Origin of the sequence: Nonomuraea sp. NPDC050783 (assembly GCF_040802095.1) — a bacterium.
Taxonomy (GTDB): Bacteria; Actinomycetota; Actinomycetes; order Streptosporangiales; family Streptosporangiaceae; genus Nonomuraea.
Genome location: NZ_JBFAHK010000013.1, coordinates 163,718 through 189,141, shown reverse-complemented (window position 1 = coordinate 189,141; position 25,424 = coordinate 163,718). Strand labels below are relative to the sequence as shown.

The 25,424-nt window shown below is 75.5% G+C and carries 27 protein-coding genes; 14 read left to right on the top strand and 13 right to left on the bottom strand.

Annotated elements, in window-relative coordinates; genetic code table 11:
* Positions 1–2: 2 nt before the first annotated feature.
* Both AB0H75_RS31165 and AB0H75_RS31160 read right to left on the bottom strand, forming a co-directional pair.
* Positions 3–1,385: a cytochrome bc complex cytochrome b subunit gene (locus AB0H75_RS31165; RefSeq protein WP_367802464.1), complete on the bottom strand. Its 1,383-nt coding sequence runs from the start codon at positions 1,383–1,385 to the stop codon at positions 3–5.
* A gap of 103 nt (positions 1,386–1,488) precedes the next feature.
* The gene (locus AB0H75_RS31160) at positions 1,489–2,127 is read right to left on the bottom strand and encodes a peptide deformylase (protein WP_367802462.1); all 639 of its coding nucleotides are present in this window, start codon (positions 2,125–2,127) and stop codon (positions 1,489–1,491) included.
* 128 nt (positions 2,128–2,255) lie between these two features.
* Here AB0H75_RS31160 and AB0H75_RS31155 point away from each other — a divergent pair, with 128 nt between their 5' ends.
* Together AB0H75_RS31155 and AB0H75_RS31150 are read left to right on the top strand one after the other, a co-directional pair.
* Positions 2,256–3,122 (top strand): amino acid ABC transporter permease, encoded by an 867-nt coding sequence (locus AB0H75_RS31155; RefSeq protein ID WP_367802460.1) that lies wholly within the window; start codon positions 2,256–2,258, stop codon positions 3,120–3,122.
* Entirely contained in the window at positions 3,119–3,880 is a 762-nt protein-coding gene (locus AB0H75_RS31150; RefSeq protein ID WP_367802458.1) for an amino acid ABC transporter ATP-binding protein, read from the top strand. The genes AB0H75_RS31155 and AB0H75_RS31150 overlap by 4 nt, the downstream gene beginning before the upstream one ends.
* Before the next feature lie 370 nt (positions 3,881–4,250).
* Here AB0H75_RS31150 and AB0H75_RS31145 read toward each other — a convergent pair whose 3' ends face one another.
* A complete protein-coding gene (locus AB0H75_RS31145) occupies positions 4,251–5,321 on the bottom strand; it encodes an LLM class flavin-dependent oxidoreductase (protein ID WP_367802456.1) in 1,071 nt (356 codons plus the stop codon).
* Between the two features lie 108 nt (positions 5,322–5,429).
* Positions 5,430–6,020 carry an acireductone dioxygenase gene (locus tag AB0H75_RS31140; protein ID WP_367802454.1) on the bottom strand — a complete coding sequence of 197 codons (591 nt, stop codon included), beginning with the start codon at positions 6,018–6,020 and terminating at the stop codon, positions 5,430–5,432.
* Between the two features lie 50 nt (positions 6,021–6,070).
* On the opposite strand from AB0H75_RS31140, the gene AB0H75_RS31135 reads away from it, so the two are divergent.
* From AB0H75_RS31135 to AB0H75_RS31095, 9 genes are read left to right on the top strand one after another with little or no spacing between them, the layout of a single operon-like run.
* On the top strand, positions 6,071–7,165 hold the full coding sequence (locus AB0H75_RS31135) for a substrate-binding domain-containing protein (protein WP_367802453.1): 1,095 nt from the start codon (positions 6,071–6,073) through the stop codon (positions 7,163–7,165).
* Positions 7,162–8,856 carry a sugar ABC transporter ATP-binding protein gene (locus AB0H75_RS31130; protein WP_367802451.1) on the top strand — a complete coding sequence of 565 codons (1,695 nt, stop codon included), beginning with the start codon at positions 7,162–7,164 and terminating at the stop codon, positions 8,854–8,856. Before AB0H75_RS31135 ends, AB0H75_RS31130 begins: the two co-directional genes overlap by 4 nt.
* A complete protein-coding gene (locus AB0H75_RS31125) occupies positions 8,853–9,887 on the top strand; it encodes an ABC transporter permease (RefSeq protein WP_367802449.1) in 1,035 nt (344 codons plus the stop codon). Before AB0H75_RS31130 ends, AB0H75_RS31125 begins: the two co-directional genes overlap by 4 nt.
* Positions 9,884–11,080 (top strand): S-methyl-5-thioribose kinase, encoded by a 1,197-nt coding sequence (gene mtnK, locus AB0H75_RS31120; RefSeq protein WP_367802447.1) that lies wholly within the window; start codon positions 9,884–9,886, stop codon positions 11,078–11,080. The genes AB0H75_RS31125 and mtnK overlap by 4 nt, the downstream gene beginning before the upstream one ends.
* Positions 11,077–11,499, top strand: coding sequence for a hypothetical protein (locus tag AB0H75_RS31115; RefSeq protein ID WP_367802445.1), 423 nt, complete (start codon positions 11,077–11,079; stop codon positions 11,497–11,499). Before mtnK ends, AB0H75_RS31115 begins: the two co-directional genes overlap by 4 nt.
* A 5-nt stretch (positions 11,500–11,504) precedes the next feature.
* The gene (locus AB0H75_RS31110; protein ID WP_367802443.1) at positions 11,505–11,843 is read left to right on the top strand and encodes a hypothetical protein; all 339 of its coding nucleotides are present in this window, start codon (positions 11,505–11,507) and stop codon (positions 11,841–11,843) included.
* Positions 11,834–12,325, top strand: coding sequence for a hypothetical protein (locus tag AB0H75_RS31105; protein ID WP_367802441.1), 492 nt, complete (start codon positions 11,834–11,836; stop codon positions 12,323–12,325). The genes AB0H75_RS31110 and AB0H75_RS31105 overlap by 10 nt, the downstream gene beginning before the upstream one ends.
* Complete coding sequence (locus AB0H75_RS31100; protein ID WP_367802440.1) at positions 12,318–12,788, top strand: hypothetical protein; 471 nt, start codon at positions 12,318–12,320, stop codon at positions 12,786–12,788. Before AB0H75_RS31105 ends, AB0H75_RS31100 begins: the two co-directional genes overlap by 8 nt.
* Positions 12,775–12,918, top strand: coding sequence for a hypothetical protein (locus AB0H75_RS31095; RefSeq protein WP_367802438.1), 144 nt, complete (start codon positions 12,775–12,777; stop codon positions 12,916–12,918). The genes AB0H75_RS31100 and AB0H75_RS31095 overlap by 14 nt, the downstream gene beginning before the upstream one ends.
* Positions 12,919–12,962: 44 nt before the next feature.
* Here the strand turns inward: AB0H75_RS31095 and mtnB are convergent, their stop codons facing one another.
* From mtnB to AB0H75_RS31055, 8 genes are read right to left on the bottom strand one after another with little or no spacing between them, the layout of a single operon-like run.
* Positions 12,963–13,592 (bottom strand): methylthioribulose 1-phosphate dehydratase, encoded by a 630-nt coding sequence (gene mtnB / locus AB0H75_RS31090; RefSeq protein WP_367802436.1) that lies wholly within the window; start codon positions 13,590–13,592, stop codon positions 12,963–12,965.
* Entirely contained in the window at positions 13,589–14,254 is a 666-nt protein-coding gene (gene mtnC, locus AB0H75_RS31085) for an acireductone synthase (RefSeq protein ID WP_367802434.1), read from the bottom strand. The genes mtnB and mtnC overlap by 4 nt, the downstream gene beginning before the upstream one ends.
* The gene (locus AB0H75_RS31080) at positions 14,251–15,198 is read right to left on the bottom strand and encodes a nucleoside hydrolase (RefSeq protein ID WP_367802432.1); all 948 of its coding nucleotides are present in this window, start codon (positions 15,196–15,198) and stop codon (positions 14,251–14,253) included. Before AB0H75_RS31080 ends, mtnC begins: the two co-directional genes overlap by 4 nt.
* Positions 15,195–16,214, bottom strand: a complete 1,020-nt coding sequence (locus AB0H75_RS31075) for a s-methyl-5-thioribose-1-phosphate isomerase (protein WP_367802430.1) — start codon at positions 16,212–16,214, stop codon at positions 15,195–15,197. Before AB0H75_RS31075 ends, AB0H75_RS31080 begins: the two co-directional genes overlap by 4 nt.
* Positions 16,211–17,083: an ABC transporter permease gene (locus AB0H75_RS31070; protein WP_367802428.1), complete on the bottom strand. Its 873-nt coding sequence runs from the start codon at positions 17,081–17,083 to the stop codon at positions 16,211–16,213. Before AB0H75_RS31070 ends, AB0H75_RS31075 begins: the two co-directional genes overlap by 4 nt.
* A complete protein-coding gene (locus tag AB0H75_RS31065) occupies positions 17,080–18,156 on the bottom strand; it encodes an ABC transporter permease (protein WP_367802426.1) in 1,077 nt (358 codons plus the stop codon). Before AB0H75_RS31065 ends, AB0H75_RS31070 begins: the two co-directional genes overlap by 4 nt.
* Positions 18,153–19,889: an ABC transporter ATP-binding protein gene (locus AB0H75_RS31060; protein WP_367802424.1), complete on the bottom strand. Its 1,737-nt coding sequence runs from the start codon at positions 19,887–19,889 to the stop codon at positions 18,153–18,155. Before AB0H75_RS31060 ends, AB0H75_RS31065 begins: the two co-directional genes overlap by 4 nt.
* The gene (locus AB0H75_RS31055; RefSeq protein ID WP_367802423.1) at positions 19,886–20,926 is read right to left on the bottom strand and encodes a BMP family ABC transporter substrate-binding protein; all 1,041 of its coding nucleotides are present in this window, start codon (positions 20,924–20,926) and stop codon (positions 19,886–19,888) included. Before AB0H75_RS31055 ends, AB0H75_RS31060 begins: the two co-directional genes overlap by 4 nt.
* Positions 20,927–21,174: 248 nt before the next feature.
* Here AB0H75_RS31055 and AB0H75_RS31050 point away from each other — a divergent pair, with 248 nt between their 5' ends.
* The 3 genes from AB0H75_RS31050 (at position 21,175) to AB0H75_RS31040 (ending at position 25,164) form a co-directional block, all read left to right on the top strand.
* Positions 21,175–22,908 carry an FAD/NAD(P)-binding protein gene (locus tag AB0H75_RS31050; RefSeq protein WP_367802421.1) on the top strand — a complete coding sequence of 578 codons (1,734 nt, stop codon included), beginning with the start codon at positions 21,175–21,177 and terminating at the stop codon, positions 22,906–22,908.
* A gap of 192 nt (positions 22,909–23,100) precedes the next feature.
* Entirely contained in the window at positions 23,101–24,060 is a 960-nt protein-coding gene (gene lgt / locus AB0H75_RS31045; protein ID WP_367802389.1) for a prolipoprotein diacylglyceryl transferase, read from the top strand.
* A gap of 111 nt (positions 24,061–24,171) precedes the next feature.
* Positions 24,172–25,164, top strand: coding sequence for a magnesium and cobalt transport protein CorA (locus AB0H75_RS31040; RefSeq protein ID WP_367802386.1), 993 nt, complete (start codon positions 24,172–24,174; stop codon positions 25,162–25,164).
* Positions 25,165–25,216: 52 nt separating this feature from the next.
* Here the strand turns inward: AB0H75_RS31040 and AB0H75_RS31035 are convergent.
* The coding region (locus AB0H75_RS31035) for a hypothetical protein (RefSeq protein ID WP_367802384.1) at positions 25,217–25,424 on the bottom strand (208 nt) is incomplete at its 5' end.

Here is a 25,424-nt window from a genome sequence, read left to right as displayed (position 1 = left end):
CGTCACCGTCCCGAGGTGATCGCCGGCTCCCGCCGCGCCGGCTCCAGCCGCTCGTGGAACCCGCCGTCGGGGGAGCGGACGATGATCCCGGTCTCCACGCCGTGCTCGGCCTCCTCGCGCTCCGCCTGCCGCAGCGCGAGGCAGATCCACCGGGTGACGACGAAGGCGACGGCGGGGCCGATCAGCACCGCGAACCTGAAGAAGACCGTCACGGCGTTCACGGTGAGGTGGAACTGGTGGGCGAGCTGGTCGTTGGCCGCGGCGGCCCACAGCAGGCCGTAGAACGCGACCCCGGCGGCCGCGATGCCGGTCCGCACCGGCGTCTCGCGCGGCCGGTCGAGCAGGCCGCCCGCGTCCGGCTCGCGGGTCGCGCGGGTCCTGGCCCTGGGGCGGCCGAGCGCGTCCCGGCGGTGGCGGCGGGCCCGCAGGAAGCGCTCGGCCGCCGGGTAGGCGGCCAGGGCGGTGAAGAAGACCCCGGGCACCACCAGCGTGGGGACGAGGACCGCGAGGCTGAGCGTGTAGCCGCCGAGGGTCAGCTCCCAGGCGGGCATGATCCGCAGCGCGCCGTCCAGGAACCCCATGTACCAGTCGGGCACCGAGCCCGCCGAGATCTGCGTCGGCCGGGCGGGGCCGTACAGCCAGATGGGCGCGATCTGGAACCCGAACCCGAGGACGACCAGCATGCCGGCCGTGGCCAGCGCCATCATCGGCCGCGCCCCGCGCCGGGCCGGCGCCGCGGCGGCGAACCGGGAGTGGCCGTTGCGCCGCACCAGCAGCTCGCGGGCGACCAGCAGCGCCGCCATGACGGCCGGGACCAGCAGGTGCGCGCCGTACAGGACCGGGATCACCCGCTCGCCGGGGAAGCCCGAGCCGAACAGCAGCGACGCCGCCCAGGTCCCCACCAAGGGCACGGACTGCACCACCGACACGATGAGCCACAGGCTGCCGCCCGACAGCAGGTCGTCGGGCAGGGCGTTGCCGGTCTCGCCCGCGGCCATGCCCAGCGCCAGCAGCGCCACCCAGATCAGCCACTGCCGGGTGCGCGGGCGGCGGAAGGCGCCGGTGAGGAACATCCGCAGCAGTTGCAGCACGACGGCCGCCACGAAGACGAGCGCCGCCCAGTGGTGGACCTGGCGGATGAGCAGGCCGCCGCGCACCTCCAGGCTGAGGTGCATGGTGGAGTCGAAGGCCCCGCTGACCAGCAGCCCGCGCAGCGGGCCGTAGGGACCGTCGTAGGCGACCCGGGACATGCCGGGGTCGTAGAACACCATCAGCACCCCGCCGGTCACCACCAGGACGGCGAACGACCAGACGGCGATCTCGGCGAACATGAACGACCAGTGGGAGAACTGGAACGAGCGGCGCTTGACGACGAACGAGCGCATCTGAAGCCCCCTTACCTTGCCTGTAAACAAGACGCGCCCGGGCCGCCCGACGTGACACGGAAAGGCCGCCGTCGGCGGTGATCCGCGTCACCTCTCCCGGCCGTCAGGGAGCGGGGCGGGGGCGGGGGGTCCAGAAGCGCTCGTGGTTGGCGATGGTGGACAGCGAGCGCGGCTCGGCGCGGTCGAGGTACAGGACGCCGCCGAGGTGGTCGGTCTCGTGCTGGGCGATGCGCGCCGGCCAGCCGGACAGCTCCAGCTCGTACGGCCGCCCGCCGCCGTCGAGGGCCGACAGCCGTACCTGGGCGTGCCGGGCGACCACGGCCGTGAACCCCTCGACGCTCAGGCACGCCTCGTGGAAGGCGTGGTAGCGGGACCCGAGCGGGGTGAGGACGGGGTTGACGAGTTCGAGCGGCGGCTGGGGTGCCCGCTGCCGCTCCGCGGCGATCTCCGGCGGCACGTCGGCGGGGTCCTCGATGACGGCCAGCGCCAGCGGGATGCCGAGCTGCGGGGCGGCGATCCCCACCCCGACGCCCGGCAGGTGCCGGAACATCGCGTCGAGCAGGTCGCGCAGCAGGGCGTCGGGGAGCTGGCCGTCGTACGGCGCGGCGATCCCGCGCAGCACGGGGTCGCCCACCTGGACGACGGGCCAGGGCCGGGGCGCCGCGAGCAGGGCGTGGACCTGTTCCACCAGCTTCGCGCCGCTCGCCGCGGGCCGCGCGCCGGGGGCGTGCTCGTGGTTCATGGAGGCGGTTCCTTCCGGTAGGTCGCACTTCGATCGTAAAGCATGTATATCCAGTAGGAAATGTTGACTTTAGGGAGATGGGCTCTTAGCTTCGTGTTCATGAGAGCCCGCGAGTCAGGGGGCGTCCCGTGACGCTGCCCGAGGTGCAGGCGCCCGCGCGCCAGGAGGCGCTGCGGCCGCCGGAGGTGGTGACCGCCCGCCGGCCGCTGCGCTGGCTGGCCGGGGCCGGTGTGCTCGTCGTGCTGGCCATGGCCGCCAGCGCGCTGATCACCAATCCCGCATGGGAATGGGACGTGGTCGGGCAGTACCTGTTCGCGCCGTCGGTGGTGCGCTCGGTGCTGCTCACCCTGGAGCTGACCGCGCTCGGCATCGGGCTCGGCTTCGCGCTCGGCACGGTGCTGGCGCTGATGCGGCTGTCGCCCAACCGGCTGCTGTCGTCGGCGGCGCTCGGGTACGTGTGGCTGTTCCGGTCGGTGCCGCTGATCCTGCAACTGCTGTTCTGGTACAACCTGGCGCTGCTCTACCCCCGGCTGTCGGTCGGGGTGCCGTTCGGCCCCGAGTTCTTCACCTTCGGCACCATGGACCTGATCGGGCCGCTGACCGCGGCGGCGCTCGGGCTGGCGCTGCACCAGGCCGCCTACGCCGCCGAGATCGTCCGCAGCGGGCTGCTGTCGGTGGACCACGGGCAGCGGGAGGCGGCGGCCGCGCTCGGGCTGCCCCCGGGGCGGCGGTTGTTCCGCATCGTGCTGCCGCAGGCCATGCGGACCATCGTCCCCAACGCCGGCAACGAGATCATCGGCCTGGTCAAGGGCACCTCGGTCGTCTACATCATGGCGCTGCCCGAGCTGTTCTACCAGGTGCAGGTGATCTACAACCGCAACGGCCGGGTCATGGCCCTGCTGCTGGTCGCGGCCCTCTGGTACCTGGTCCTGACCACCGTCCTGTCGGTCGTCCAGCACTACGTCGAACGGCACTACGGCAAGGGGCGCGCATGAGCGCGATGGTCGAGCTGCGCGGCGTCCACAAGAGCTTCGGCCCGCTGCACGTGCTGCGCGGCGTGGACCTCGACGTGCCCAAGGGGCAGGTGCTGGTCGTCCTCGGCCCGTCCGGGTCCGGCAAGTCCACCCTGCTGCGCACGATCAACCACCTGGAGAAGGTCGACCGCGGCTCGGTCCGGGTGGACGGGCGGCTGCTCGGCTACCGGCAGGCCGGCGACCGCCTGCACGAGCTGCCCGAACGCGAGGTGCTGCGCCAGCGCACCCAGATCGGCTTCGTCTTCCAGTCGTTCAACCTGTTCCCGCACCTCACGGTCCTGCAGAACGTCACGGAGGCGCCGCTGTCGGCCCAGCGCCGGCCGCGCGCCGAGGTCGAGCCGCTGGCCGAGCGGCTGCTGGCCCGCGTCGGCCTGGCCGACAAGGCCCACGCCTACCCGCGGACGCTCTCCGGCGGGCAGCAGCAGCGGGTGGCCATCGCCCGCGCGCTGGCCCTGGAGCCCAAGCTGCTGCTCTTCGACGAGCCGACCTCCGCGCTCGACCCCGAGCTGGTGGGCGAGGTGCTCGACGTCATCAAGGACCTCGCCCGCGGCGGCACCACCATGATCGTGGTCACCCACGAGGTCGGCTTCGCCCGCGAGGCGGCCGACGCGGTGGCGTTCATGGACGCCGGCCGCGTCGTCGAGCTCGGCCCGCCCGCCCAGGTCATCGACGCCCCCGCCCACGAGCGCACCCGCGCCTTCCTCGCCAAGGTCCTCTGACCCGCCGCACGGCGCGTTCCTCGGCCTGGGTGCGGCGGGCGAGACCGTGGCCGGCGGCTACGTCCCGCAGTTCGACGTGGACCGCCGGCCCGCGTCGGGGCCGCTCGCCTTCGTCAAGGAACTGACTCATCCCTGTAAAGCCGGTAGGGAAAGTTGAATACCTCCGGCGGGAGGGCGTACAGTCTCCGCATGGATCTGGACGGCGACCCGATCGGCCGCGCGGACGACCCCGGCGCGTCCCCGCAGCCGTTCGCCGCGGAGACGCACTGGTACGACCTGCCCGACGACGAGGCCGAGCCGGAGGAGTGGCCGCCGCCGTCCCACCGCCGCCCGTGGCGGTCACGATGGCGGTCACCATGGCGAGCCCCCCTCAAGGGGCGCCGGTGGCGCGCAGCAGCGGGAGGAGCCGCTCACCCTGGCGCCTGAGCTCCGGCAGGTACGGCGTGTCGGACAGGATGAAGTGGGTGACGCCGAGGGCCTGGTAGTCGCGCAGGGAGGCGGCCACCTCCTCGGCCGAGCCGACGAGCCAGGTGGTGCCCGCGCCGGCGCCGCCGAAGCGGCCGGGGGCGGTGTAGAGGTTGCGGTCGAGCACCTCGCCGCGCGCGGCCAGGTCCAGCAGCCGCCGCTGCCCGGCCGCGGCGCTCCAGTCCACGTCGGCCGCGACGCGGCCCTGCGCCATCGCGGCGACCCGGGCCCCGGCGTCGGCCCAGGCCCGCTCGGCGGTGTCCCGGACGAGGGTGGTGACCCGCAGGCCGAACTCCAGCGGCGGGTGTGCCCGGCCGAGCCGGTCGCCGAGCCGCCGCAGCCGGTCGATGCGCTCGGCGACGCCGTCGAGCGGCTCGCCCCAGAAGAGCTGGACGTCGGCCTCGGTGGCGGCCACCCGCTCGGCGGCGGCGGAGGCCCCGCCGAAGTAGAGCGGGGGGTGGGGCCGGCCCTCCCGGGCGGCGGGCCGCTGCGCCAGGGTCGAGCCGGTCACGCTGAAGTGCTCGCCGTCGTAGGTGACCTCCTCCTCGGTCCACAGGCGGCGTACGATCCGGATGAACTCCCTGGTACGGGCGTACCGCTCGGCCTGGTCGCCCTCGTCGTCGCCGTACGCGGCCAGGTCGTCCTTGCCGGAGACGACGTTGACCAGCACCCGCCCGCCGGTGAGGCGGTCCAGGGTCGCGGCGGCCGAGGCGAAGTTGGCCGGGCGCCAGTAGCCGGGCCGGACGGCGATCAGCGGCTGGAACGTCGTCGTCCGGGCGGCCAGCGCGGCGGCGACCGTGAAGGTGTCGGGCCGGCCCCAGCCGGTGCCGAGCAGCGCCCCGTCCCAGCCGTGCTCCTCCAGGGCCCTGGCGTGGGCGGTGAGGGTCTCCAGGCTGTTGTGTCCCTCGACGACGTCGTCACCGCGGTGCCCCGGCCGGGCCTCGTTCGGGATGTACCAGAGGAATCGCGGGCTCATCGGCGGGCTCCCAAGGGTCGGGCCTCCAGGGTCGGTGCTCCGGGTCGCGGCGAGGCCGGGCGGCCCCGCCGCCGGGGGGAGCCCCGCGCGGCCTCCCCCCGGCGAGTCTCAGCGGGCCCGGGCCGCCCGGGCGGCGGTGATGGCGTCGAAGTCCGGGATGCGCGCGGCGATGGGGTCGCCGGTGAAGTCGCCGACCCAGCCGTCGTCGTCGTGGAAGAAGCGGATGGCCGTGAAGTCGGGCTCGGTGCCCATGTCGAACCAGTGGGTGGTGTTCCTCGGCACGCTGAGCAGGTCGCCGGCCTCGCACAGCACCGCGTGCACCTTGCCGCCGGCGTGCAGGTAGAAGATGCCCGACCCGGAGACGAAGTAGCGGACCTCGTCGTCGTCGTGCGTGTGCTCGCTGAGGAACTTCTGCCGGGCCGCGGCGGCGCGCTCGGGCCAGTCCGGGCCGCCGTCGGGGCGGAGCCGGGCGACGTCGACGAAGGTGTAGCCCTCCTCGGCGATGACGCGCTCCACCTCGGCGCCGTAGGCCGCCAGGATCTCCTCCTGGCCCGCGTCCTCCGGCAGGTCCTCGACGACCTGCCAGTGGCGGAGGACCACGTCGATCTCCTTGAGCGTCGCCGCGATCTCCGCCGTGTCCTCGGTCTCCAGCAGGGTCTCGGGCTGCTCGCCGTCGGTGTAAACGGTCAGGTAGGTCATGACCACAAAGCCTACAATACTTGCATGAATTGTGGGATATAGTCCGCGATGTGAACCTCGCACGACTCGTGGGCGTGGTGTCCCTCCTCGCCCTGGCCGGCTGCTCCCAGGGCACGCCCGCCACCGCCCCGCCCACGTCCCTCCCGTCCGCGCCGGCCTCCTCCGCGCCCCCCTCCTCCGCGCCCGCCTCTCCCGCTCCCGCCCGCTTCGCCGCGGGCGACGTCCGGATCGCCCTGGTCCGGCAGCTCTCCTCCGGCGACTACTTCGAGCAGTGGCTGGCCGGGGCGCAGGCCGAGGCCAAGGCGCTCAACGTGCGGCTGGAGGTCTCCAGCGGCGACGGCAACAACGACAAGCAGGCGCTCAACCTGGAGCAGGCCGTCACGGCCGGGGCGGACGCGATCATCGTCGATCACGGGTTCGCCCAGACCGTGCAGCCGGCGATCAAGAAGGCCGTGGCCGCGAAGGTCCCGCTCGTCGCCTTCGACGTCGATCCCGGCGCCGCCGAGGCCGTCGCCCTCACCCAGGACGACCACCGGATCGCCGAGCAGGCGCTCGGCGCGCTGAAGGCGGACACCGGCGGGACGGGCGAGGTCGTGTACGTCCACGTCGCCGGCTTCGCGCCCCTCGACCGGCGCGACGAGACCTGGCGGCAGTTCAAGAAGGACAACCCCGGCATCAAGCAGGTGGCGCAGATCGGCGTGGTGAACAACTCGACCGCCTCCGCCGTGGCCGACCAGGCCAAGGCCGCCCTCCAGGCCCACCCCGGGGTCAAGGCGATCTTCGCGCCGTACGACGAGTTCGCCAAGGGCGCCGCGCTCGCCGTCAAGGAGCTGGGCCTGGGGGACCGGGTCAAGATCTACGGCGCGGACGTGTCGACCGCCGACATCGCCGTCATGACCGAGCCCGGCAGCCCGTGGGTGGCCACCTCGGCCACCGACCCGGCCAACGTCGGCCGCGTCGCGGTCCGGGCCGCCGCGCTGCTGGTCGCGGGCTCCCCGGTGGAGCACGCGCTCACCGTGCCACCGGCGCTGATCACCCAGAAGGGCCTGCGGGACGCGGGCATCACCAGCGTCGAGCAGCTCACCCGCGCCTTCCCCGAGCTGAGCACGCCGGACGTGGCGCGCGTGCCGTGGACGGCGTCGTGACCTTCACGGTCTCGTCCGTCACCAAGGTGTACGGCGCCACCACCGCGCTGTCGTCCGTCAGCCTCGACCTGAGGCCGGGCGAGATCACCGGGCTCATCGGCACCAACGGAGCGGGCAAGTCCACGCTCATCAAGATCCTGTCCGGGGCGGCCGCGCCCACGTCGGGCACGCTGTCCCGCGACGGCCGCGCGCTGGCGTTCGGCGGGCCGCTGGACGCGCAGGCCGCCGGCGTCCAGACCGTGCACCAGAACATCGACGACGGCGTGGTCCTCGGCGCGAGCGTGGCGGAGAACCTCACGCTCGACGCGCTCGCCGGGCCCGCCCGGCGGGGCTGGTTCGAGACCCGCGCCCGCGTGCGCGCCGCCGCCGAGGCGGTCGCGCCGGGGCTCGGCCTGCCTCTGGACGCGCCGGTGGAGAGCCTGCCGGCCAGCGCCAGGCAGCAGATCGTCATCGCGCGCGCCCTGGCCCGCCGGGCCCGCCTGCTGATCCTGGACGAGCCCACGTCCACGCTGTCGGCGGTCGAGGCGGCGGCGCTGGCCGCCCGGGTGCGGGAGGCGGCGGCCGGCGGTGTCGCGGTGCTGTACGTGTCGCACCGCCTCGCGGAGATCGAGGAGCTGTGCGACCGGGTGCTGGTGCTCAGGGACGGCGCGCTGGTGGCCGAGTTCGCCGCGCCGCTGGAGCGGGCGGCGATCGTCGCGGCCATGCTCGGCGCCCCCGCGCCCGCCGCGTCCGTGCCCGCCGCCCCCGCGCTTGTGCCCGCCGCCCCCGCGCCCGCCGCCCCTTCCGCTCGGGACGGCGACGGGGACGGGGCCGGTGCGGGTGAGGAGGTGCTGGTCGCCGAAGGGGTGCGGGCGGTGCCCGGCGGGCCGGTGTTCGGGTTCCGGGTGCGCGCCGGCGAGGTGCTGGGCGTGACCGGGCTGGTCGGGGCGGGCAAGACCGAGCTGCTCGAACAGCTCGGCGGGGCCCGGCCGCTGGTGTCCGGTGAGCTGCGGCTCGGCGGGGCGGCGTACCGGCCGAAGGACCCCCGCGACGCGATCACGCGCGGGGTGGCCTTCGCCCCGGAGGAGCGGGCGGCCCAGGCGATCGTGCCGGGATGGTCGCTGCGGGCGCACGTCACGCTGCCGTGGCTGCGCCGGCACAGCCGCGCCGGGCTGCTGGCGCGCCGCTCGGAGACGGCCGCCGCGCGGCGCGTCACCGCGCTGTTCGGCGTGCGCGGGCCCGGGGAGGAGGCGCCGATCGAGGCGCTGTCCGGCGGCAACCAGCAGAAGGTGGTGGTCGGCCGCTGGCTGGAGGGGCGGCCCCGGCTGCTGGTGCTCGACGAGCCCTTCCGCGGCGTGGACGTGGCCGCCCGCGCCGACATCGCCCGCGTCGTCAGGGAACGCGCCCGCCCGGGCACCACCCCCGACCGGCCCGCCCCCGACCGGCCCGCCCCCGACCGGCCCGCCCCCGACCGGTCCGGCTCCGATCCGGCCGCCCCCGAGCGGCTCGGGGCCGCCGTCGTCGTGGCCACCTCGGATCCGCAGGAGCTGTACGGCCTGGCCGACCGGGTCCTCGTCCTGCACGAGGGCGCCCCGGCGGGCGAGCTGCCGATCGCCGAGGCCACCCAGGAACGCCTGGCCGTCCTGATGTCCGGATCCGGGACGCGGCCCGCCCCCGCCGGACCCGGCACCGGACGGGAGGAGGGGCCATGACCGTCACCGCGCGCGGCGGCGGACCGGAGGCGGCGACGGCCCGCCGCGCCACCGCCGCCTCCCGGGCCGCCGCCCTCGCCTACCGCTACGGCCTGCTGGGCGTGCTGGCCGCGCTGATCGTCCTGTTCTCCCTGCTGCGGCCCGCTTTCGCCACCTATCCCAACGCCCTGGTCGTCCTGCAGTCCGTGGCCGTGGTCGGGATCGTGGCGCTCGGCGTCACCGTCTCCATGACGACGGGCGGCTTCGACCTGTCGGCCGGGGCCTGCGTCGGCGCGGTGGTCATGGTGACCGCGCTGGCCATGGTGCGCTTCAACCTGACCGGCGGCACCGCGATCGTGGCCGGCTTGCTCACCGGCCTGCTCGTCGCCGGGGTGAACGTGCTGCTCACCGTGGTCGCCAAGGTGCCCGACCTGGTGGCGACGCTGGGCACGCTCTTCCTGTTCCAGGGCCTGGCGCTGATCGTCACGGGCGGCCAGTCCGTCGCGGCCGGCATGACGGTGGACGGCGCGCCCGCCCCCGGCCGCTACACCGAGGGGTTCGCCTGGCTGGGCGGCGGCCGGATCGCGTCCGTGCCGGTCCCGGTGGTGGTGTTCGCGCTGCTCGCCGCCGCCGTCTACGTGCTGCTGGGCCACACCCGCTGGGGCCGCGCCCTGTACGCGATCGGCGGCAACCCGGAGGCCGCCCGGCTGGCGGGCATCCGGGTGGCCCGCTACCGCGCGCTGGCGTACGCGGTGTCGGGGGTGTGCGCGGCGGTCGCCGGGATCCTGCTGTCGGCCCGGCTCGGCAGGGGCGACGTCGGGGCGGGGGACCCGTACCTGCTGCAGTCGGTGGCGGCGGCGCTGATCGGGTTCGCGGTGCTGGGCGCCAACCGGCCCAACGCCCTCGGGACCGTGGTCGGCGCGCTGTTCATCGGCGTCGTCATCAACGGCCTGACCATGCTGAACGCCCCGTACTACGCCCAGACCTTCGTCCAGGGCGCGCTGCTCGTCGGCGCGCTGGTGACCAGCTACACCCTCAGGAGGATCCGGTGAGCTACGAGCTCCTCACCGTGGACACGGTGCCCGGCTACGTCGCCGCCCGTCCCGCGCTGGCCCGCTTCGGCGCGGTCTCGCGGGTCAGGGAGGTGGGCGACGGCAATCTCAACCTGGTCTTCGTCGCCGAGGCCGAGCACGGCGGGCTGGTGCTCAAGCAGGCGCTGCCGTACGTGCGGGTGGACCCCACCTGGCCCGTCACCCCCGAGCGCAACGGCATCGAGGGGCGCGCGCTGCGCGTGCACAACCGGGTCGCGCCCGGCCTGGTGCCCGCGATCCACGACGCCGACCCCGACCGGCACGTCATCGCCATCGAGGACCTGTCGGACCACCGGGTGTGGCGCGGCGCGCTCAACGAGGGCCTGCGCCACGAGGGCGCGGCGGCCGACCTCGGCCGGTACGTCGCCAAGGCGGCCTTCGGCACCTCGGTGTTCGGGCTCGGCGCCAAGGGCCACAAGGCGGCGCTGGCCGGCGCGGCCAACCCCGAGCTGTGCGAGATCACCGAGGACCTGGTCTTCACCGAGCCGTACCTCGCCCACGAGCACAACCGTGTCCTGCCCGCCAACGAGGCGGACGTGGCCGCCTACGCCGGCGACCCGGACGTGCGGGCCGCCGTGGGCGCGGCCAAGCTCGCCTTCATGACGCACGCCGAGGCGCTGATCCACGGCGACCTGCACACCGGCTCCGTGCTCGTCCGCGACGAGCCCCGCTCCACCAGGGCGTTCGACGTCGAGTTCGCCTTCTACGGGCCGGTCGGCTTCGACATCGGCGCGCTCTGGGGCAACTACGTGCTGGCCGCCGCCCGCGCGCTCGTCCGCGGCGACGACGGGCACGCCGCGTGGGTGCTGGCTCAGGCGGCCGAGACCTGGCGGGGCTTCGCCGACGAGTTCACGGCGCTGTGGCCGGAGCGCGCCGACCCGCGCGTCATCGACCTCGACCGCTACCTGGCCACGGTGTACGCCGACGCCGCGCCGTTCGCCGCCGCCAAGGCCGCCCGCCGGGTGATCGGCTTCTCCCGGGTCAGCGACATCGAGAGCCTGCCGGAGGACCTGCGGGCGCGGGCGATCCGGGCCGTCCTGGCCGCGGCGCGGCTCCTGCTCGTCGGCGAGACGCGCGGCGGCGAGACGCGCGGCGGCGAGCCGAAGCGGCTGTTCGACCGGGTCGGGCAGGTGCTGGCGGAGGCCGGCCGGTGATCGGCGACCTGGGCGCGGAGGACTTCGACCGGCTCATCGCCGCCACCACGCGGGCCGTCGAGGCGGCCGGGCGGCAGGAGCCCGAGCCGCCCGGCGTGCGGTACGAGGCGGCCGACCGCGACGGGCTGGCCCGGGTGTCGGCGGTGCTGACCGCCGAGGGGCCCCGCCTGCGGTCGCTCGCGCTGAACCCCCGGGCGCGCCGCCTGGAGTCGGAGGCGCTGGCCGAGCTGGTCCTGCGCGTGGTGAACGACGCGCTGGCCGGGGTGGCCGCGGCGGCGACCCACCAGGCGGCACCCGACCTGGCGGCGCTGTCGGCGGAGTTACGCGAGCTGCAGGAGCTGGCGGCCGACCGCTTCGGCGCGTTCACCGGCACCCTCGGTGACGTGCTGCGCGGGCTCGACCAGCGGATCGGGGAGTGAGGACGATGGAGGACGTCATGGGGCCCGCCGGCGGCGTGGAGGTCAGCAGGGCCGTCCTGCGGAGCGCGGGCACGGAGCTGGGCGAGGTCGCCACCGAGGTGCGGGCGGCCTTCGACGAGCTGCGCGCCGCGATCGGCTCCGCCGGCGCGATCCCGCAGAACGACGACATCAGCGCGATGATCGCCGCGGCCTGCGCCGCCATCCACGAGATCGCGGCCGGTTCGGTCGGCTCGGCGGTGACCGCGCTGGGCGGCCACGGCGACGGGCTGGCCGCGATGGCCGCCGCCCACGAGGCGGCCGAGGCCGCCGGCCGAGCGGTGATGGGCGGCCTGACATGGGCGTGAGGCTGCCGGCGGAGCTGGCGTTCCTGCTCAACGAGCTCGGCTACCACTGGCCCGAGGTGGACGAGGAGGCGCTGCACCGGCAGGCCCTGGCCTGGCTCGGCTTCGCCGGCCGGCTCTCCGGCGTCGCCGGCCGCGCCGACGAGGCCGCGCGGGCGGTCCGCCGCGGCAACGCGGGCGAGGCGGTCGAGGCGTTCCTGCGCGAGTGGCGCGCCGGCGACGCCCCGCGCACCGTGGTCGCCGAGGGCGTGACCGGGGCCCGGGTGGTGGCCTTCTGCCTGCTGGTGTGCGCCGCGCTCGTGCTCGCCCTCAAGATCGCCATGTTCGTGCAGCTCGCCGCCCTGCTGGCCAGGATCCGCCTGGCGGTCGCGACGGCCGCGGCCACCTCCGGCGGCTCGCTGCTGAGCGTCGCGGCGGCCAAGCGGCTCACCGGCCTGCTGCTGGAGCTGACCCGCGACCGGGCCGCGCGGGTGCTGGTTGCGTAGGATCCCGGCCGGCGCGGCCGGCTTCATCGCCCGCCGGGCCGCCCGCTTCTTCCGCGGCGCGAAACCGGTCCCGCTCGGCGGGCTGATCAGGGACGCCCGCCGCAGCGGCGGCTTCTCCTGGTCCCCGGCCACCGGCCGGCAGCCCGTCAGGGGCTACATGGTGGCCACGACCGGCCGTACCGCGCAGTTCCCCGAGAGCATCCTCGACGACCCGGACGCCGCCGCCCGGGCCATCGACCGTTACCTGCGCGACAACCGGGACGTCTTCGAGAAACGCCGCGACATCTACCTCGGCTGCTGGATCGAGGACGGCAAGGTGTGGCTCGAACCGTCCAGGAACATCCCCCGCAGGAGGACGGCGATCAAGCTGGCCAGGGAGACCGACCAGATCGCCGTCTACGATGTGAGAACCCGCGGCTATATCGACACGGGAGGAACCGGTGGCTTTCTTGAGGAGGCGTAAGACCTACGCCGCGCTGCCGGAGGGCTACTTCGACCTGCCCGACGAGGAGCGCCTGGCCTGGGCCAGGGGGCTCGCCGAGGAGCTGAAGGACGAGCGTGACGCCCGCCGGCGCGACGACGAGGAGGAGTGACCGCTCAGAAGACGGCGTGACCGCTCAGAAGACGGCGTCACCGCTCAGGAGACCGCCAGCTTGTAGGACAGCAGCCACTCCACGCACTCGGTGACGTGGCGGGCGTGCTTCAGGTCCGTGCCCCACGCGTACAGGCCGTGATCGGCGACGATCACGGCCGGCGTGCGCGGGTCGTGGGCGGCCTCGAAGCGGTCGCCCAGCTCGTCCATGTCCTGGCTGTTGCGGATGACCGGGATCGTGACCTCGTCGTCGTGGGCGAGACGGCCGATGCCCTTCAGCGTCTCCACGTCCCGCAACAGCACGCCGCCCGGCCAGCGGTGCCCGGCCACGACCGCGTTCAGCGCGTGCACGTGCACCACCGCGCCGGCGCCGGTCAGGGCGGCCACCCGGGCGTGCAGGCCGGCCTCCGCGGACGGCCTGAGCGGCGCCACCCCGTCCACGGCGACGGCCTCGCCGCGCGGGCCGACCACCGCCACGTCCGTGGGCAGCAGCTCGCCCTTGTCCAGGCCGCTGGCGGTGACGGCGAGCCGCAGCGGATCGCGGGAGACCACCTCGGAGAGGTTGCCCGAGGTGCCGCGCATCCAGCCGATCCAGGTGAAGCGGGCCGCCTCCACGGCCAGCCGCGCGCCCGCCTCGTGCACCCGCTCGGCGGCCAGGGTCGTGTCCACGCTCATAGGTCGATCTCCTCGAAGGTCGTGACGACGGGATGGGGCCCGAACGGCGCCGCGGCGCTCGGCTCGCCCGGCCTGCGCACGCCGGTGGTGCGCCAGCCGGCCGCCGCGGCCGCGTCCAGCTCGGCCGGGACGTCGGACAGGAAAAGCGGCGGGCCGGGCTCGCCGAGGGCCCGCGCGATCCGCTCGTACGAGCCCGGCTCCCGCTTCGGCCCGGCGTTGACGGTGTCGAACCAGCCACCGACCAGCGCCGACAGGTCCCCGTACGGGGAATGGGCGAACCACGGCCGCTGGCTGGCGACCGAGCCGGAGGAGAAGACCGCCAGCCGGTGCCCCGCCGCGTGCCAGGCGCGCAGCGCGGGCGGCACGTCGGGGAAGAAATGGGAGGTCAGCTCCCCGGCCGCGAAGCCCTCCGCCCAGATCCGGCCCTGGAGGGTCTTCAGCGGGGTGGCCTTGACGTCGCCGTCCATCCAGGCGTGCAGCACCTCGACCGCCTCCTCGGTGCCGGCGGCGCCGATCTCGGCCAGCACCGCGCGCACGGCGGGGTCGTCGCGGTGGGCCTCCAGGTACGGGCCGAGGCGGGGCCGGGCGTAGGCGTACAGGCCGACGTGGACGGACGCGGTCGAGCTGGTCGTCCCCTCGATGTCGAGCACGACGGTCGTCACCGGGTCAGCACCTCCACGAAGTCGGCCACGAACCGGCGGGCGTCCACGGCGGTCACCACCCGGGTGGCGGGCGCGGGCTCGTACGGGAAGGCCGGCGGCAGCCCGTCGTGGGTGCGCATGAGCCGGGCCCGGTACAGGAAGCCGTCGCCGCGCACGTTGACCGGGCCATCCGCCCAGGCGGTCGCGAACGCCGGGTCCAGCAGGACGCCGGCGGCGAGCGGGTCGTGCAGCGGGATGATCCGGCGGCCCCACTCGTTCTGGTAGAAGTCCAGGTACGCGTCCAGGATGTCGGTGGCGAAGCGGGCCTCGGGCGTGGCGCGGGCGCGCAGCGCGGCGATGGCGTGCTCGTCCAGGATGGTGCCCGCCGTCACGTTCACGCCCACCATCACCAGCTCGCGGCGCGGCGCGGCGAAGACCGCCCGGGCGGCCTCGGGGTCGTTGTTGACGTTGGCGTCGATCATCAGCAGGGTGCCCGGCGGGGCGTAGGGGCCGGAGCCGCCCATCACGACCACCGAGCGGTACTTCGTGAACAGCTCCGGGTCCAGGCGCAGGGCCAGCGCCAGGTTGGTGAGCGGGCCCAGCGCCAGCAGGTCCAGCTCGCCCGGCCGCTCGGCGGCCAGCCGTACCAGCAGCTCGGGGCCGGACTCGGCGCTCACCCGGGGGAGGGGGCGGTCGCGGCCGAGGTCGCCCAGGCCGTCCTTGCCGTGCACGTACCCGGCGATGTGGGCGGGGCCGCGCAGCGGCTCGGCGGCGCCCCTCGCGACCGGCACGTCCAGGCCGAGCAGGCCGGTGACGACGCCGATGTTGCGGGTGGCGTCCTCCTCGGTGCAGTTGCCGTACACCGAGGTGATCGCGACGATCTCGGCGTCCGGGCGGCCGGCCAGGTACAGCAGGGTGTGGGCGTCGTCGATGCCGGTGTCGGTGTCGACCACGACGTGTCTCACAAGCTCTCCTTCACGTTGTTCGGGTGGTAGGCGCCGCGCTCGGTCACGATGCGGGTCACCAGATGGGGCGGGGTCACGTCGAAGGCCGGGTAGTAGCCGGTCACGCCCTCGGCGGCGGTGCGGGTGCCCAGCGCGTGCAGCACCTCGTCGCCGTCGCGCCGCTCGATCACCACGTCGGCGGCCGTCGGCGCCTGCGGGTCGGGGGCGTCGATGAGCGCGTAGAACGGGACGCCGAAGGCGCGGGCGGCCAGCGCCACGCCGAGCGTGCCCACCTTGTTGATCACGTGGCCGTCCAGGGTCACCCGGTCGGCGGCGGTCAGGGCCACGTCCGCCAGCCCGTCGGACAGGGCGGCGGCGACCATGCCGTCGGTGATGACCGTGGGCCGGTAGCCCATCTCCACCAGCGTCGCGGCGGTCAGCCGGGCCCCTTGCAGGTACGGGCGGGTCTCGGTGCAGACGAACTCCAGGCGCTTGCCCGCCGCCCGCGCGGCCTCCACGGTCGCGATCAGGAACGCGTCGGCCCAGCAGTGGGTGAGCACGCGGGTGCCGTCGTCCAGCAGCCCGGCGGCGTGCCGGCCGAGGGCGGCGCTGCGGGCCCGGTAGCCGTCCTCGTGCGCCCGGGCCGCCGCCTCCACCGCCTCCACCAGCTCGTCCCCGGCCGGCGGCCCTTCGCCGCTCCGGTCCACCGTCGCCGCGAGGACGGCGTGGACCGCGTCCCGGATGTGGTTGTTCGTCGGCCGCGTGGCCACCAGCCGGGCGCCGACGGCACGCAACCGCGCCGCCGCCTGCTCCGGCCCGTCGTGGCGGGCCTCGCGCGCTCCCAGCACCATCCCGGCCGTGGCCGCGAACAGCGGCCCCGAGCTCTGGGTCACCATCCGCTCGATGGCCACCGCCACGTCCTCGCTGGTCGCGCAGCGCACCCAGCTCACCTCGAACGGGTAGACGCGGCGGTCCAGGATCTCCACCGCCCCGTCGGCCGCGTACCGCACCGACGCGGCGAGCACCGGTCCACTCATGCCGTCCTCTCCTTCCGGCGTGCCGCCGCGGCCACCACCAGGGCCAGCAGCGTGATCAGATACGGGGCCGCGTCCGCGGCCTGCTGCGGCAGCCCGAGGCCCTGCAGCCGGAAGCCCAGCGCCTCGGCCGCGCCGAACAGCAGGCAGGCCCCCAGCCCGAGCCACGGCCGGACCCCGGCGAGCATCACCGCCACCACGGCCACCCAGCCGCGCCCGGCGCTCATGCCCTCGCTGAACAGCGTCACGTTGCCCAGCGCGAGCTGCGCCCCGCCGAGCCCGCACAACGCCCCCGCGCCCAGCACGGCGGCGTGCTGGTAACGCGGCACGCGCAGCCCGATCGACGCGGCGGCCTCCGCGTGCTCGCCGACGCCGCGCAACCGCAGCCCCGACCGGGTGCGGCGGAGCCACCACCCCGCCCAGGCCACGAGCGCGAGCGCCACCGGCACCAGCGGCGACTGGGGCCCCAGCACCGGCACGTCCAGGCCGAGCGACGCCAGCGGCGGCAGCCCGGCCAGCCCGGGCGGGCTGAACGTGCCGCCGCTGCCGAACAGCTGCCGCATGAGGAACGCCGTCAGGCCGAGCGCCAGCAGGTTCGTCCCGACCGCGACCACCACCGGGTCCGCGCGGAAGGTCACGGCGGGCACCGACAGCAGCAGGGCGTACAGGGTGGTGGCGAGCACCGCGCCCGCCACGCCCGCCCACGCGCTGCCCGTCACGTGGCTGGCCAGCACCGCCGTGAACGCGCCCCAGAGCAACTGGCCCTCCAGCGCCATGTTGAAGACGCCGGCCGCCGCGCACAGCAGCCCGCCCAGCGCCGCCGGCACGACCGGCGCGGTGGCGGTCAGCACCGCCGCGAGGAAGGCGTTCATCCGCGCCCGCCCGCCGTCCGGGCCCGCACCACGGCGGCCACCGCCACGATCACGATGATCAGGCCCTGGACGATCTGGGTGAGCTGGCTCGGCACGCCCGCCTCCCGCTCCATGCCCTGCCCGCCCGCCTGCAGGATCGTCAGCAACGCCACCGCCGCGGGGACCGCGGGCGGGCGGCCCGCGGCCAGCAGCACCGCCGCGATGGCGGTGAAGGTGTAGCCGGGCGCGGTGAGCGCGCCGTCCACGAACCGGTACGGCGGGCCCAGCACGACCAGGCCGCCGACCAGCCCGGCGAACGCGCCGCCCGCGGCCATCGTCACCGTCGCCAGCCGGTCCACGCGGACGCCGCCGTAGCGGGCGAACTCGCGGTTCGCGCCGAGCGCGCGGATCTCGTAGCCGGGCACCGTGCGCGCGTCGGCCAGCAGCCACAGCGCGGTCAGCACGGCGACCAGGGGGAGGGCGAGCGTCACGTACGAGCTGCCGCCGAGCGCGGGCAGCCGGGCCGCCTCCGGCAGCACCGGGGTCTGCGCCAGGCCGGTGCCCGGCTCGGCCAGCGGGAACCTGGCCAGGTACGAGGCGAGCGACACCGCGGGGGCGCTCAGCAGCAGGGTGCTGACGATCGCCGGGATGCCGAGGCGGGTGCGCAGCGGCGCGGACAGGGCCGCGGGCAGCGCTCCGGCCAGCGCCGCGCCGAGGAGGGGGAGCACGTACGAGCCGCCGGCGTGCAGGGCCAGCGCGGCCGCCGCGATGCCGCCCAGGGAGAGCTGGCCGTCGCCGCCCAGGTTGAGCTCGCCCGCGCGCAGCGGGATCGCGAAGGCGACCGCCATGCCCAGCGTCGGGACGTACGCGGCGAGGGTGTACTCCAGGTTGCCGTCCAGGAGCGCGCCGCGTACCAGCGCCGGGTAGGCGAGCGCCGGGTCCACCCCGGCCGCGGCCATGACGAGCGTGGTGAGCGCCAGCGCGCCGGCCACGGACAGCAGCGCGGGCGACAGGACCACCCGCCGCGCCACCACCAGCGCCCGCGGCCCCCCGCTGACGGGCGGGGGGCCGGCGACCGTTCCGGCCCGGGTCATCGGACGCTCCCCCGGCCGTCGGCCGGCGCCTCGCCGGCGGCCGGATCGCCGCTGGGCAGGGTGCCGGTGGGCGGGGCGTCGGTCGGTGGGGTGCCGGTCATCGCGGCGCCGAGGCGTTCGTCCGTGGCCTCGGCGGCGGGCAGCTCGGCGACCACGCGGCCCTCGAACAGGACCAGCACCCGATCGGCCAGGGCCCGCAGCTCCGACAGCTCGCTCGACTGCACCAGCACCGCCCGCCCCGCGTCGCGCGCCCCGGCCAGCAGGGCGTGGATCTGCTCCTGGGCGCCCACGTCCACGCCCTGGGTCGGCTCCTCCACGACCAGCACCGGCGTGTCCCTGGACAGCTCCCTGGCCAGCACCGCCTTCTGCGCGTTGCCGCCGGACAGCTGGGCGATCGGCGCCCGCACCGAGGGGGCGCGGATCGCGAACCGCTCGACCAGGGCCGCGGCCCGCCGCCGCAGCCGCGACGGCCGCAGGAGGAAGCCGCGCTGCTCGCCCATCAGCAGGTTCTCGGCCAGCGACAGGCCGGGAGCGGTCGCGCGGCCCGCGCGGTCCCCGGGCACGTAGGCCACCCGGCGCTCCCGCCCGCCGGCCAGGCGCCGCCCGTCCAGGAGCACCGTGCCGGAGTCGGCGCGGCCGAGGCCGGTGACGGCGTCGACCAGCTCGCGCTGCCCGCTGCCCGCCACGCCCGCCAGGCCGACGATCTCCCCGGCCCGCACCCCGAACGACACCCCGTCCACCACGCGCACGCCGTCGCGGTCACGCACGCGCAGGTCACGCACCTCCAGCACCGGGTGCGCGGCCTCACCGGCGGCCCGGGAGCGGGCCGCGCCCCCGGCGGGCCGGGCGGGCGCCGTGCCCCCGGCGAGCCGAGCGGACGCCGTGCCCTCAGTGGGCCGAGCGGGCGCCGCGTCCCCGGCGGGCCGAGCGGGCGCCGTGCCCTCAGTGGGCCGGGAGGGCGCCGTGCCTCCAGAGGGCCGGGCGAGGGAGCGGCCCAGCATCGCGCGGACCAGCTCGTCGGCCGTCGTGGCGGCGGTGTCGAACCGGCCGGTCACCCGCCCGCCACGCAGCACCGTCACCCGGTCGCCGGCGGCCAGCACCTCCTCCAGCTTGTGGGTCACCAGCAACACCGAGACGCCCTCGCCGGCCAGCCCCCGTACCATCCGGAACAGGCTCTCGGCCTCGCCCGGCGTGAGGACGGCGGTCGGCTCGTCGAGGATCAGCACCTCGGCCCGGCGGTGCAGCGCCTTGAGGATCTCCACCCGCTGCCGCACCCCGACCGGCAGGTCCCCGACGCGGGCCGCCGGGTCCACGGCCAGGCCGTACCGCGCGGCCAGCGCGGACACCGCCCGGTGCGCGGCCGCCCGGTCGAGCAGGCCGCGCCGCGTCGGCTCGGCGCCGATCACCACGTTCTCCGCCACGCTCAGCCCGGGGAAGAGCCGGAAGCGCTGGTGGACCATACCGAGCCCGTGCGCGATGGCGTCGGCGGGGGAGCGCAGCCGCACCGGCGTCCCGGCCCGCAGCACCTGGCCGGCGTCCGGGCGGTGCAGGCCGTACAGGACGGACATGAGGGTGGACTTGCCCGCACCGTTCTCGCCGACGACCGCGTGCACCTCGCCGGGCCGCACCGCCAGGTCGATGCCGTCGTTGGCGGGCACGCCGCCGAAGCGCTTGGTGATGCCCCGCAGCTCGACCGCGGGGACGCCGCCGCCGGGCGCGCCGGCGCCGCTCATCCGGCCAGCGGGTCGGCGACGGTGACCCGGCCGGCCACGATGTCGTCGCGGACCTGCTTGACCTTGGCCACCACCTCGGGGCTGGAGGCCACCGCGCAGCCGGAGGAGGCCAGGTCGTCGCCGAGCGCGTTCACGCCGACGCCGCCCTCCTTGAGCCCGTAGACCTTGACGCCGCCGGCCCGGCCCGCCGCGATGTCCGCGATGGCGGCCCGCTCGGCCACGTCCACGTGCTTGAGCACGTTGTCGATGACCGCGCCGGGGCTCTGCGCGCACTGGTTGACGTCCACGCCGAACGCCTTGGCGCCGGCGGCGGCCACCGCCTCGAAGACGCCCTGGTTGCCGGCGGACGCGGCGGCGGCCACGATGTCGGCGCCCTGGCCGGTGAGCGTCTGGGCCTGGGACTTGGCGCGGGCCGGGTCGCTGAACGGGTTGCTGCCGCCGACGTACAGCGGCGTGCCGGTGACCGAGCCCTTGACGGCCTTGGCGCCGGCGAAGAACGGGTCGATCCAGCGGTGCACGAACGGCGAGTCGAGCGCGGCCACCACGCCCACCTTGCCGCTCCGGGTCAGCAGGCCCGCCTCGACCCCGGCCAGGTAGGCCGCCTCGTGCTCGCGGAACGACACGCAGGTCAGGTTGGCCGCCTGCTTCTTGGCACACGAGTCCACCTGAAGGAACTGCTGGCCGGGATGTTGCCCGGGCACGGTGGCGAACAGGTCGTCGAAGGAGAAGCTGACGCCGACGATCACGGTGGGCTTCGCCCGGACGGCGGCGTCGAGGTTCTGCGCGATGCTCGTCGGGTCCTTGCTCTCGTACAGCTTGAACGAGGCGCCGATCTCCTTGGCCGCGGCCTCCGCGCCCTTGACGCTGAGCTGGAGGAAGCTGTTGGTCCCCACCGGGTTGGGCGTGATCAGGATGACGGACTTGCCGGACGAGCCGGCGGAGGAGGAGGGGGAGGCGGCCGGCCGGTCGGCGCCGCACGCCGTCAGGGCGAGCGTGGCGGCGGTCAGGGCGGCCAGAGGGGAGATGGCGCGTTGCATGGCGGGCAGCATAACATGTATATCCAGTAGGTAATGTTGCCTATATGCGGGGCGCTGTGTAGCGTCGTCCTCATGGATCACGGCCTCCTGCTGACGGTGCGCGCGTACGTGGACTTCGGCCGCGTCGCCAGCGCGCGGTGTCGCTGACCGCCACGCGCGGAGCGGCGCGACGCGAGACCCGATTTCCCCGACGAGAGCGGCGGGCGACGGCGGCCGGGCGACGGCACGCGCGCGCCGCGGGAGGACACGTGAAACGCGGACGCGAGAGCGCCGTCGTCGTGATCGGCGCGGGCGCCACCGGAACGTGCCTGGCGGAGCGCCTGTGCGCCCACGCCGCCCACCACCTGGAACGAGGGGACGTGCTCGACCTGCACGTCGTGGACCCGCGCCCGCCGGGCCCCGGCCGTACGTGGCGGGACGGCCTGCCGGACGCGTTGCGGGCCGAGTCCCCCGCGGCCGACCTCAGCGCGTACACCGGCGCCGCGCGCCCGGGGCCGTCGCCGGCGCAATGGCTGGGCCGCCCGCCCGGCCACCTGCCCACCCGCTCCGAGCTGGGCCGCTACCTGGCGTTCACCTTCGAGCGGATGCTGCGGACCGCGCCGGACGGCGTCCGCGTCCACGTGCACCCGGCCCGCGCGACGGAGCTCACCGGGGCGGCGGGCCGCCAGCGCGTGGAGCTGTCCACCGGCGCGTGGCTGGAGGCGGACGCGGTCGTGCTGGCGCGGGGGTGCCCCGAGACGGCGCCCCCGCCCGCCGAGGCGGCAGAGCTCGCCTTCGCTGCCCGGCACGGCCTGGCCTACCTGCCCCCCGCCGACGCCGCCGACACCGCCAATGCCGACACCGCCGATGCCGACGCCGCCACCGGCTTCGCCGCCGGGAGCGTGCCGGCCCGCGAGCCGGTGCTGGTGCGCGGCATGGGCCGGACGTTCGGCGACCTGGTGGCGCTGCTCACCGTCGGGCGCGGCGGGCGGTTCGCCGAGGAGGGGCGAGGGGAGCTGGTCTACCTGCCGAGCGGCGACGAGCCGCTGCTGCACGTCGGCTCGCGGCGCGGCGTGCCCCGCCACGCCCGTCCCGGCTACCGCCTGGCGGCCACGCCGTGGCTCCCGGAGGCGGCCCGAGGGATGGAGCCGCGGCAGGCCGCCGCCCGGCGGCTGGCGTACGCCTACTACCGGGAGCTGTTCACCCGCCATCCCGCGCGCACCCGGACGACCTGGGAGGCGTTCGAGGCCGTGCTCGCCCGCGCGGAATGGGGCGGCAAGGAGACGCGCGCCCTGGTCACCAGGTCGGTGCCCGGCTTCGCCGACCGCCTCCACCTGGACCGGCTCGCCCGCCCGCTGCACGGCATGCGCTTCGGCGACCTGGCCGGCCTGCAACGCTGGATGCGCGGCTACCTGACAGCCGACCTGGAACGGCGTGCCGACCCCGCCTTCAGCGCCGACCTGGCCCTGGTCCACGCGCTGCTGTCCGCCCCGGAGACGGGCGACCCCTGGCTGCGGGGGCTGCGCGACCTCCTCGCCGACGGCCCGTCCCTCGTCCGGCAGGCGGAGCTGCGTGCCCTGGCGAAGGCGGGCGTGGTCACGTTCCTCGGCGCCGGGCCGCGCGTCCATCGGGACGAGGCCGCCGGCGCGTGGCGGGCGGGCGGGCCCACCGTGCCCGGCAGCGTGACGGCGCGGGCGCTCGTCGAGGCGCGCCGCCCGGCCGCCGCAGTCCGGGACGCCATCGACCCGCTGCTGGCCCGGCTGCGCGCCACGGGCGAGTGCCGCGACGTGGCGGGCCTGCTGGACGTCCGGCTCCCGGACCGCAGGCTGCGCGGCGCGTCCGGGCAGGTCCACGCGCGCCGCTTCGCCCTGGGGTCCTGGACGGCGGGCGGCGCCGGCTTCGACGGCCCCGGCGGCAGCGCCCTCCTGCTCCAGCAGGCCGACGACCTGGCGCGGGCGGTGCTGGCCCTGGCCGCGGGCGAACGCCTGCGCACGGCCGCGTGACCGACCGCGTGACCGACCGCGAGGGCGGCGCGGGTGGCGGGGCGGGTGGCGGGGCGACCGGCCTCGGGGACGGCGCGGGTGGCGGGGTGACCGGCCCCGGGGGCGCGGCTCCCGGCACGGCCGTGCCTCAGGAGCCGTACGATCGCGTCACGAGCGCGGCCGGGCGGCCCCGCGTCCGCTACGGTCGGTGGCATGCCCCCAGCCGTGATCCCCAGCCCTTCCGAGGCGGTCTGGTACCTCGGATTCATCCCGATCCGGGCCTACGCCCTGTGCCAGATCCTCGCCATCGTCTTCGGCGCGTGGCTGAGCGAGCGCCGCTGGCGCGCCCGCGGCGGCGAGAAGGGCACGATCACCGACATCGCGGTGCCCGGGGTGATCTTCGGCCTGATCGGCGCCCGGCTCTACCACGTCATCACCGACTGGCAGACCTACTTCGGCCCGCGCGCCATCAAGGAGCCCTACCGGGCGCTGTTCGTCTGGGAGGGCGGGCTCAGCATCTGGGGCGCGGTCGCCCTGGGCGGCGTCGGCGTGTGGTGGGCCTGCCGCCGCCGGGGGCTGCGGCTCGGCCCGGTGGCCGACGCGATCGCGCCCGGCATCGCGTTCGGGCAGGCCATCGCCCGCTGGGGCAACTGGTTCAACCAGGAGCTGTACGGCAGCCCGACCACGCTGCCGTGGGGCCTGGAGATCGACCAGGCGCACGGCGGCGAGCCGGGCGTGCTCTACCACCCGACCTTCCTGTACGAGTCGCTGTGGGACCTGGCGCTCGGCTTCGCGCTGATCCTGGCCGGCCGGCGGTTCGCGCTGCTGCGCCACGGCCGGCTGTTCGCCCTCTACGTGGCGGGCTACACGCTCGGCCGCTTCTGGATCGAGGGGCTGCGCATCGACCCGGTCGGCGGGGTGGACCACGCGGTGACCTTCCTGGGGCTGCGGATCAACCAGTGGACGTCGATCGTGCTGTTCGCCGGCGCGCTGGCCTACATCTGGATCACCCGCCACAGGACCGGCGAGGAGATCGTGACCCCGGCCCCGCCCGCCGGCCCAGACCCAGACCCAGGCCCAGGGCCCGACCCCGACCTCGGGGACGCGGCCGTCCTCACGAACTCCGAGGATCGCCGCCCGGGCCGAACCGGCGCCGGTACTCCAGAGGAGTGAGCCCGATCCCGCGGCGCATCCTGCAGCGCCGCACCGCGCCCACCGGCCGGCCCGCCCGGGCCCGGGACACCCCCGGGTCCGGGGCGACGGCCGTAGGCGACAATACGGCCTGTGATTGTGGACAAAGCGATCTACCGCGACGGCGTGCGCGAGACCATCACCGGTGACATCAGCGACGCCTGGGCCGCCGCGCGCTCCCAGGGCGGCTGCTTCCTGTGGATCGGCCTGCACGAGCCCACGCAGGAGGAGTTCGACCTGATCAGCCACGAGGTGGAGCTGCACCCGCTGGCGGTCGAGGACGCCATCAAGGCCCACCAGCGGCCCAAGCTCGAACGCTACGACCACACCCTGTTCGTGGTGCTCAAACCGCTGCTCTACGTCGACCGCACCTCCGACATCGAGGTCGGCGAGATCAACATCTTCCTCAGCGGCGACTTCGTCATCAGCGTCCGCCACGGCCAGGCCAACCCCCTGGCGGAGGTACGCAGGCGCGTCGAGTCCGACCCGGACCTGCTGGCGGCGGGCCCGGCGGGCGTGCTGTACGCGATCTGCGACCAGGTCGTGGACACCTACTCCCTGGTCTCGCACGAGGTCGAGCACGACCTCATCGCCCTGGAGCGGCGCGTGTTCAGCGGCGAGCACTTCGACGTCACCGCCGACATCTACTCCCTCAAGCGGGAGGTGCTGGAGTTCCGCACCGCGCAGGACCCGCTCATCCCCGTGCTGGAGGAGATCGTCAAGGGCCGGGTGGAGCTGTGCCTGAGCACCCGGGAGCTGTTCCGCGACGTCCTGGACCACCTGCTGCGCGTGGACGGCCAGGTGGACGAGCACAACGAGCTGCTCACCAGCGCGCTGAGCGCCCACCTGGCACTGGTCGGCAGCGAGCAGAACAAGGTCGCCATGCAGCAGAACGCCGACATGCGCAAGATCTCCTCCTGGGCGGCCCTCATCGCCGTCCCCACCATGATCGCCGGCATCTACGGCATGAACTTCGACCACATGCCCGAGCTGCACTGGACCTTCGGCTACCCGCTGTGCCTGGCGATGATGGCCCTGTCCGTGTTCCTGGTGTACCGGCTGCTGCGCAGGAGCGGCTGGTTGTGAGCGGCCGGCCTCCCGCGAGGCCGCGGCGGACAGAGGGCCGGTGACCGGTCGTTCAGGTGTCCTGGTCGGGCCGGCCGGTCTGGTGGAGGCTCCAGCGCGAGCGATGGTGCGACGCCGCCAGCCGCGCTGTCGCCACGGCCTGCGCCGGCACGACGTCCCCGCGCCACGACGTCCCCGCGCCACGACGTCCCCGCGCCACGACGTCCCCGCGCCACGACGTCCCCGCGCCACGACGTCCCCGCGCCACGACGTCCCCGCGC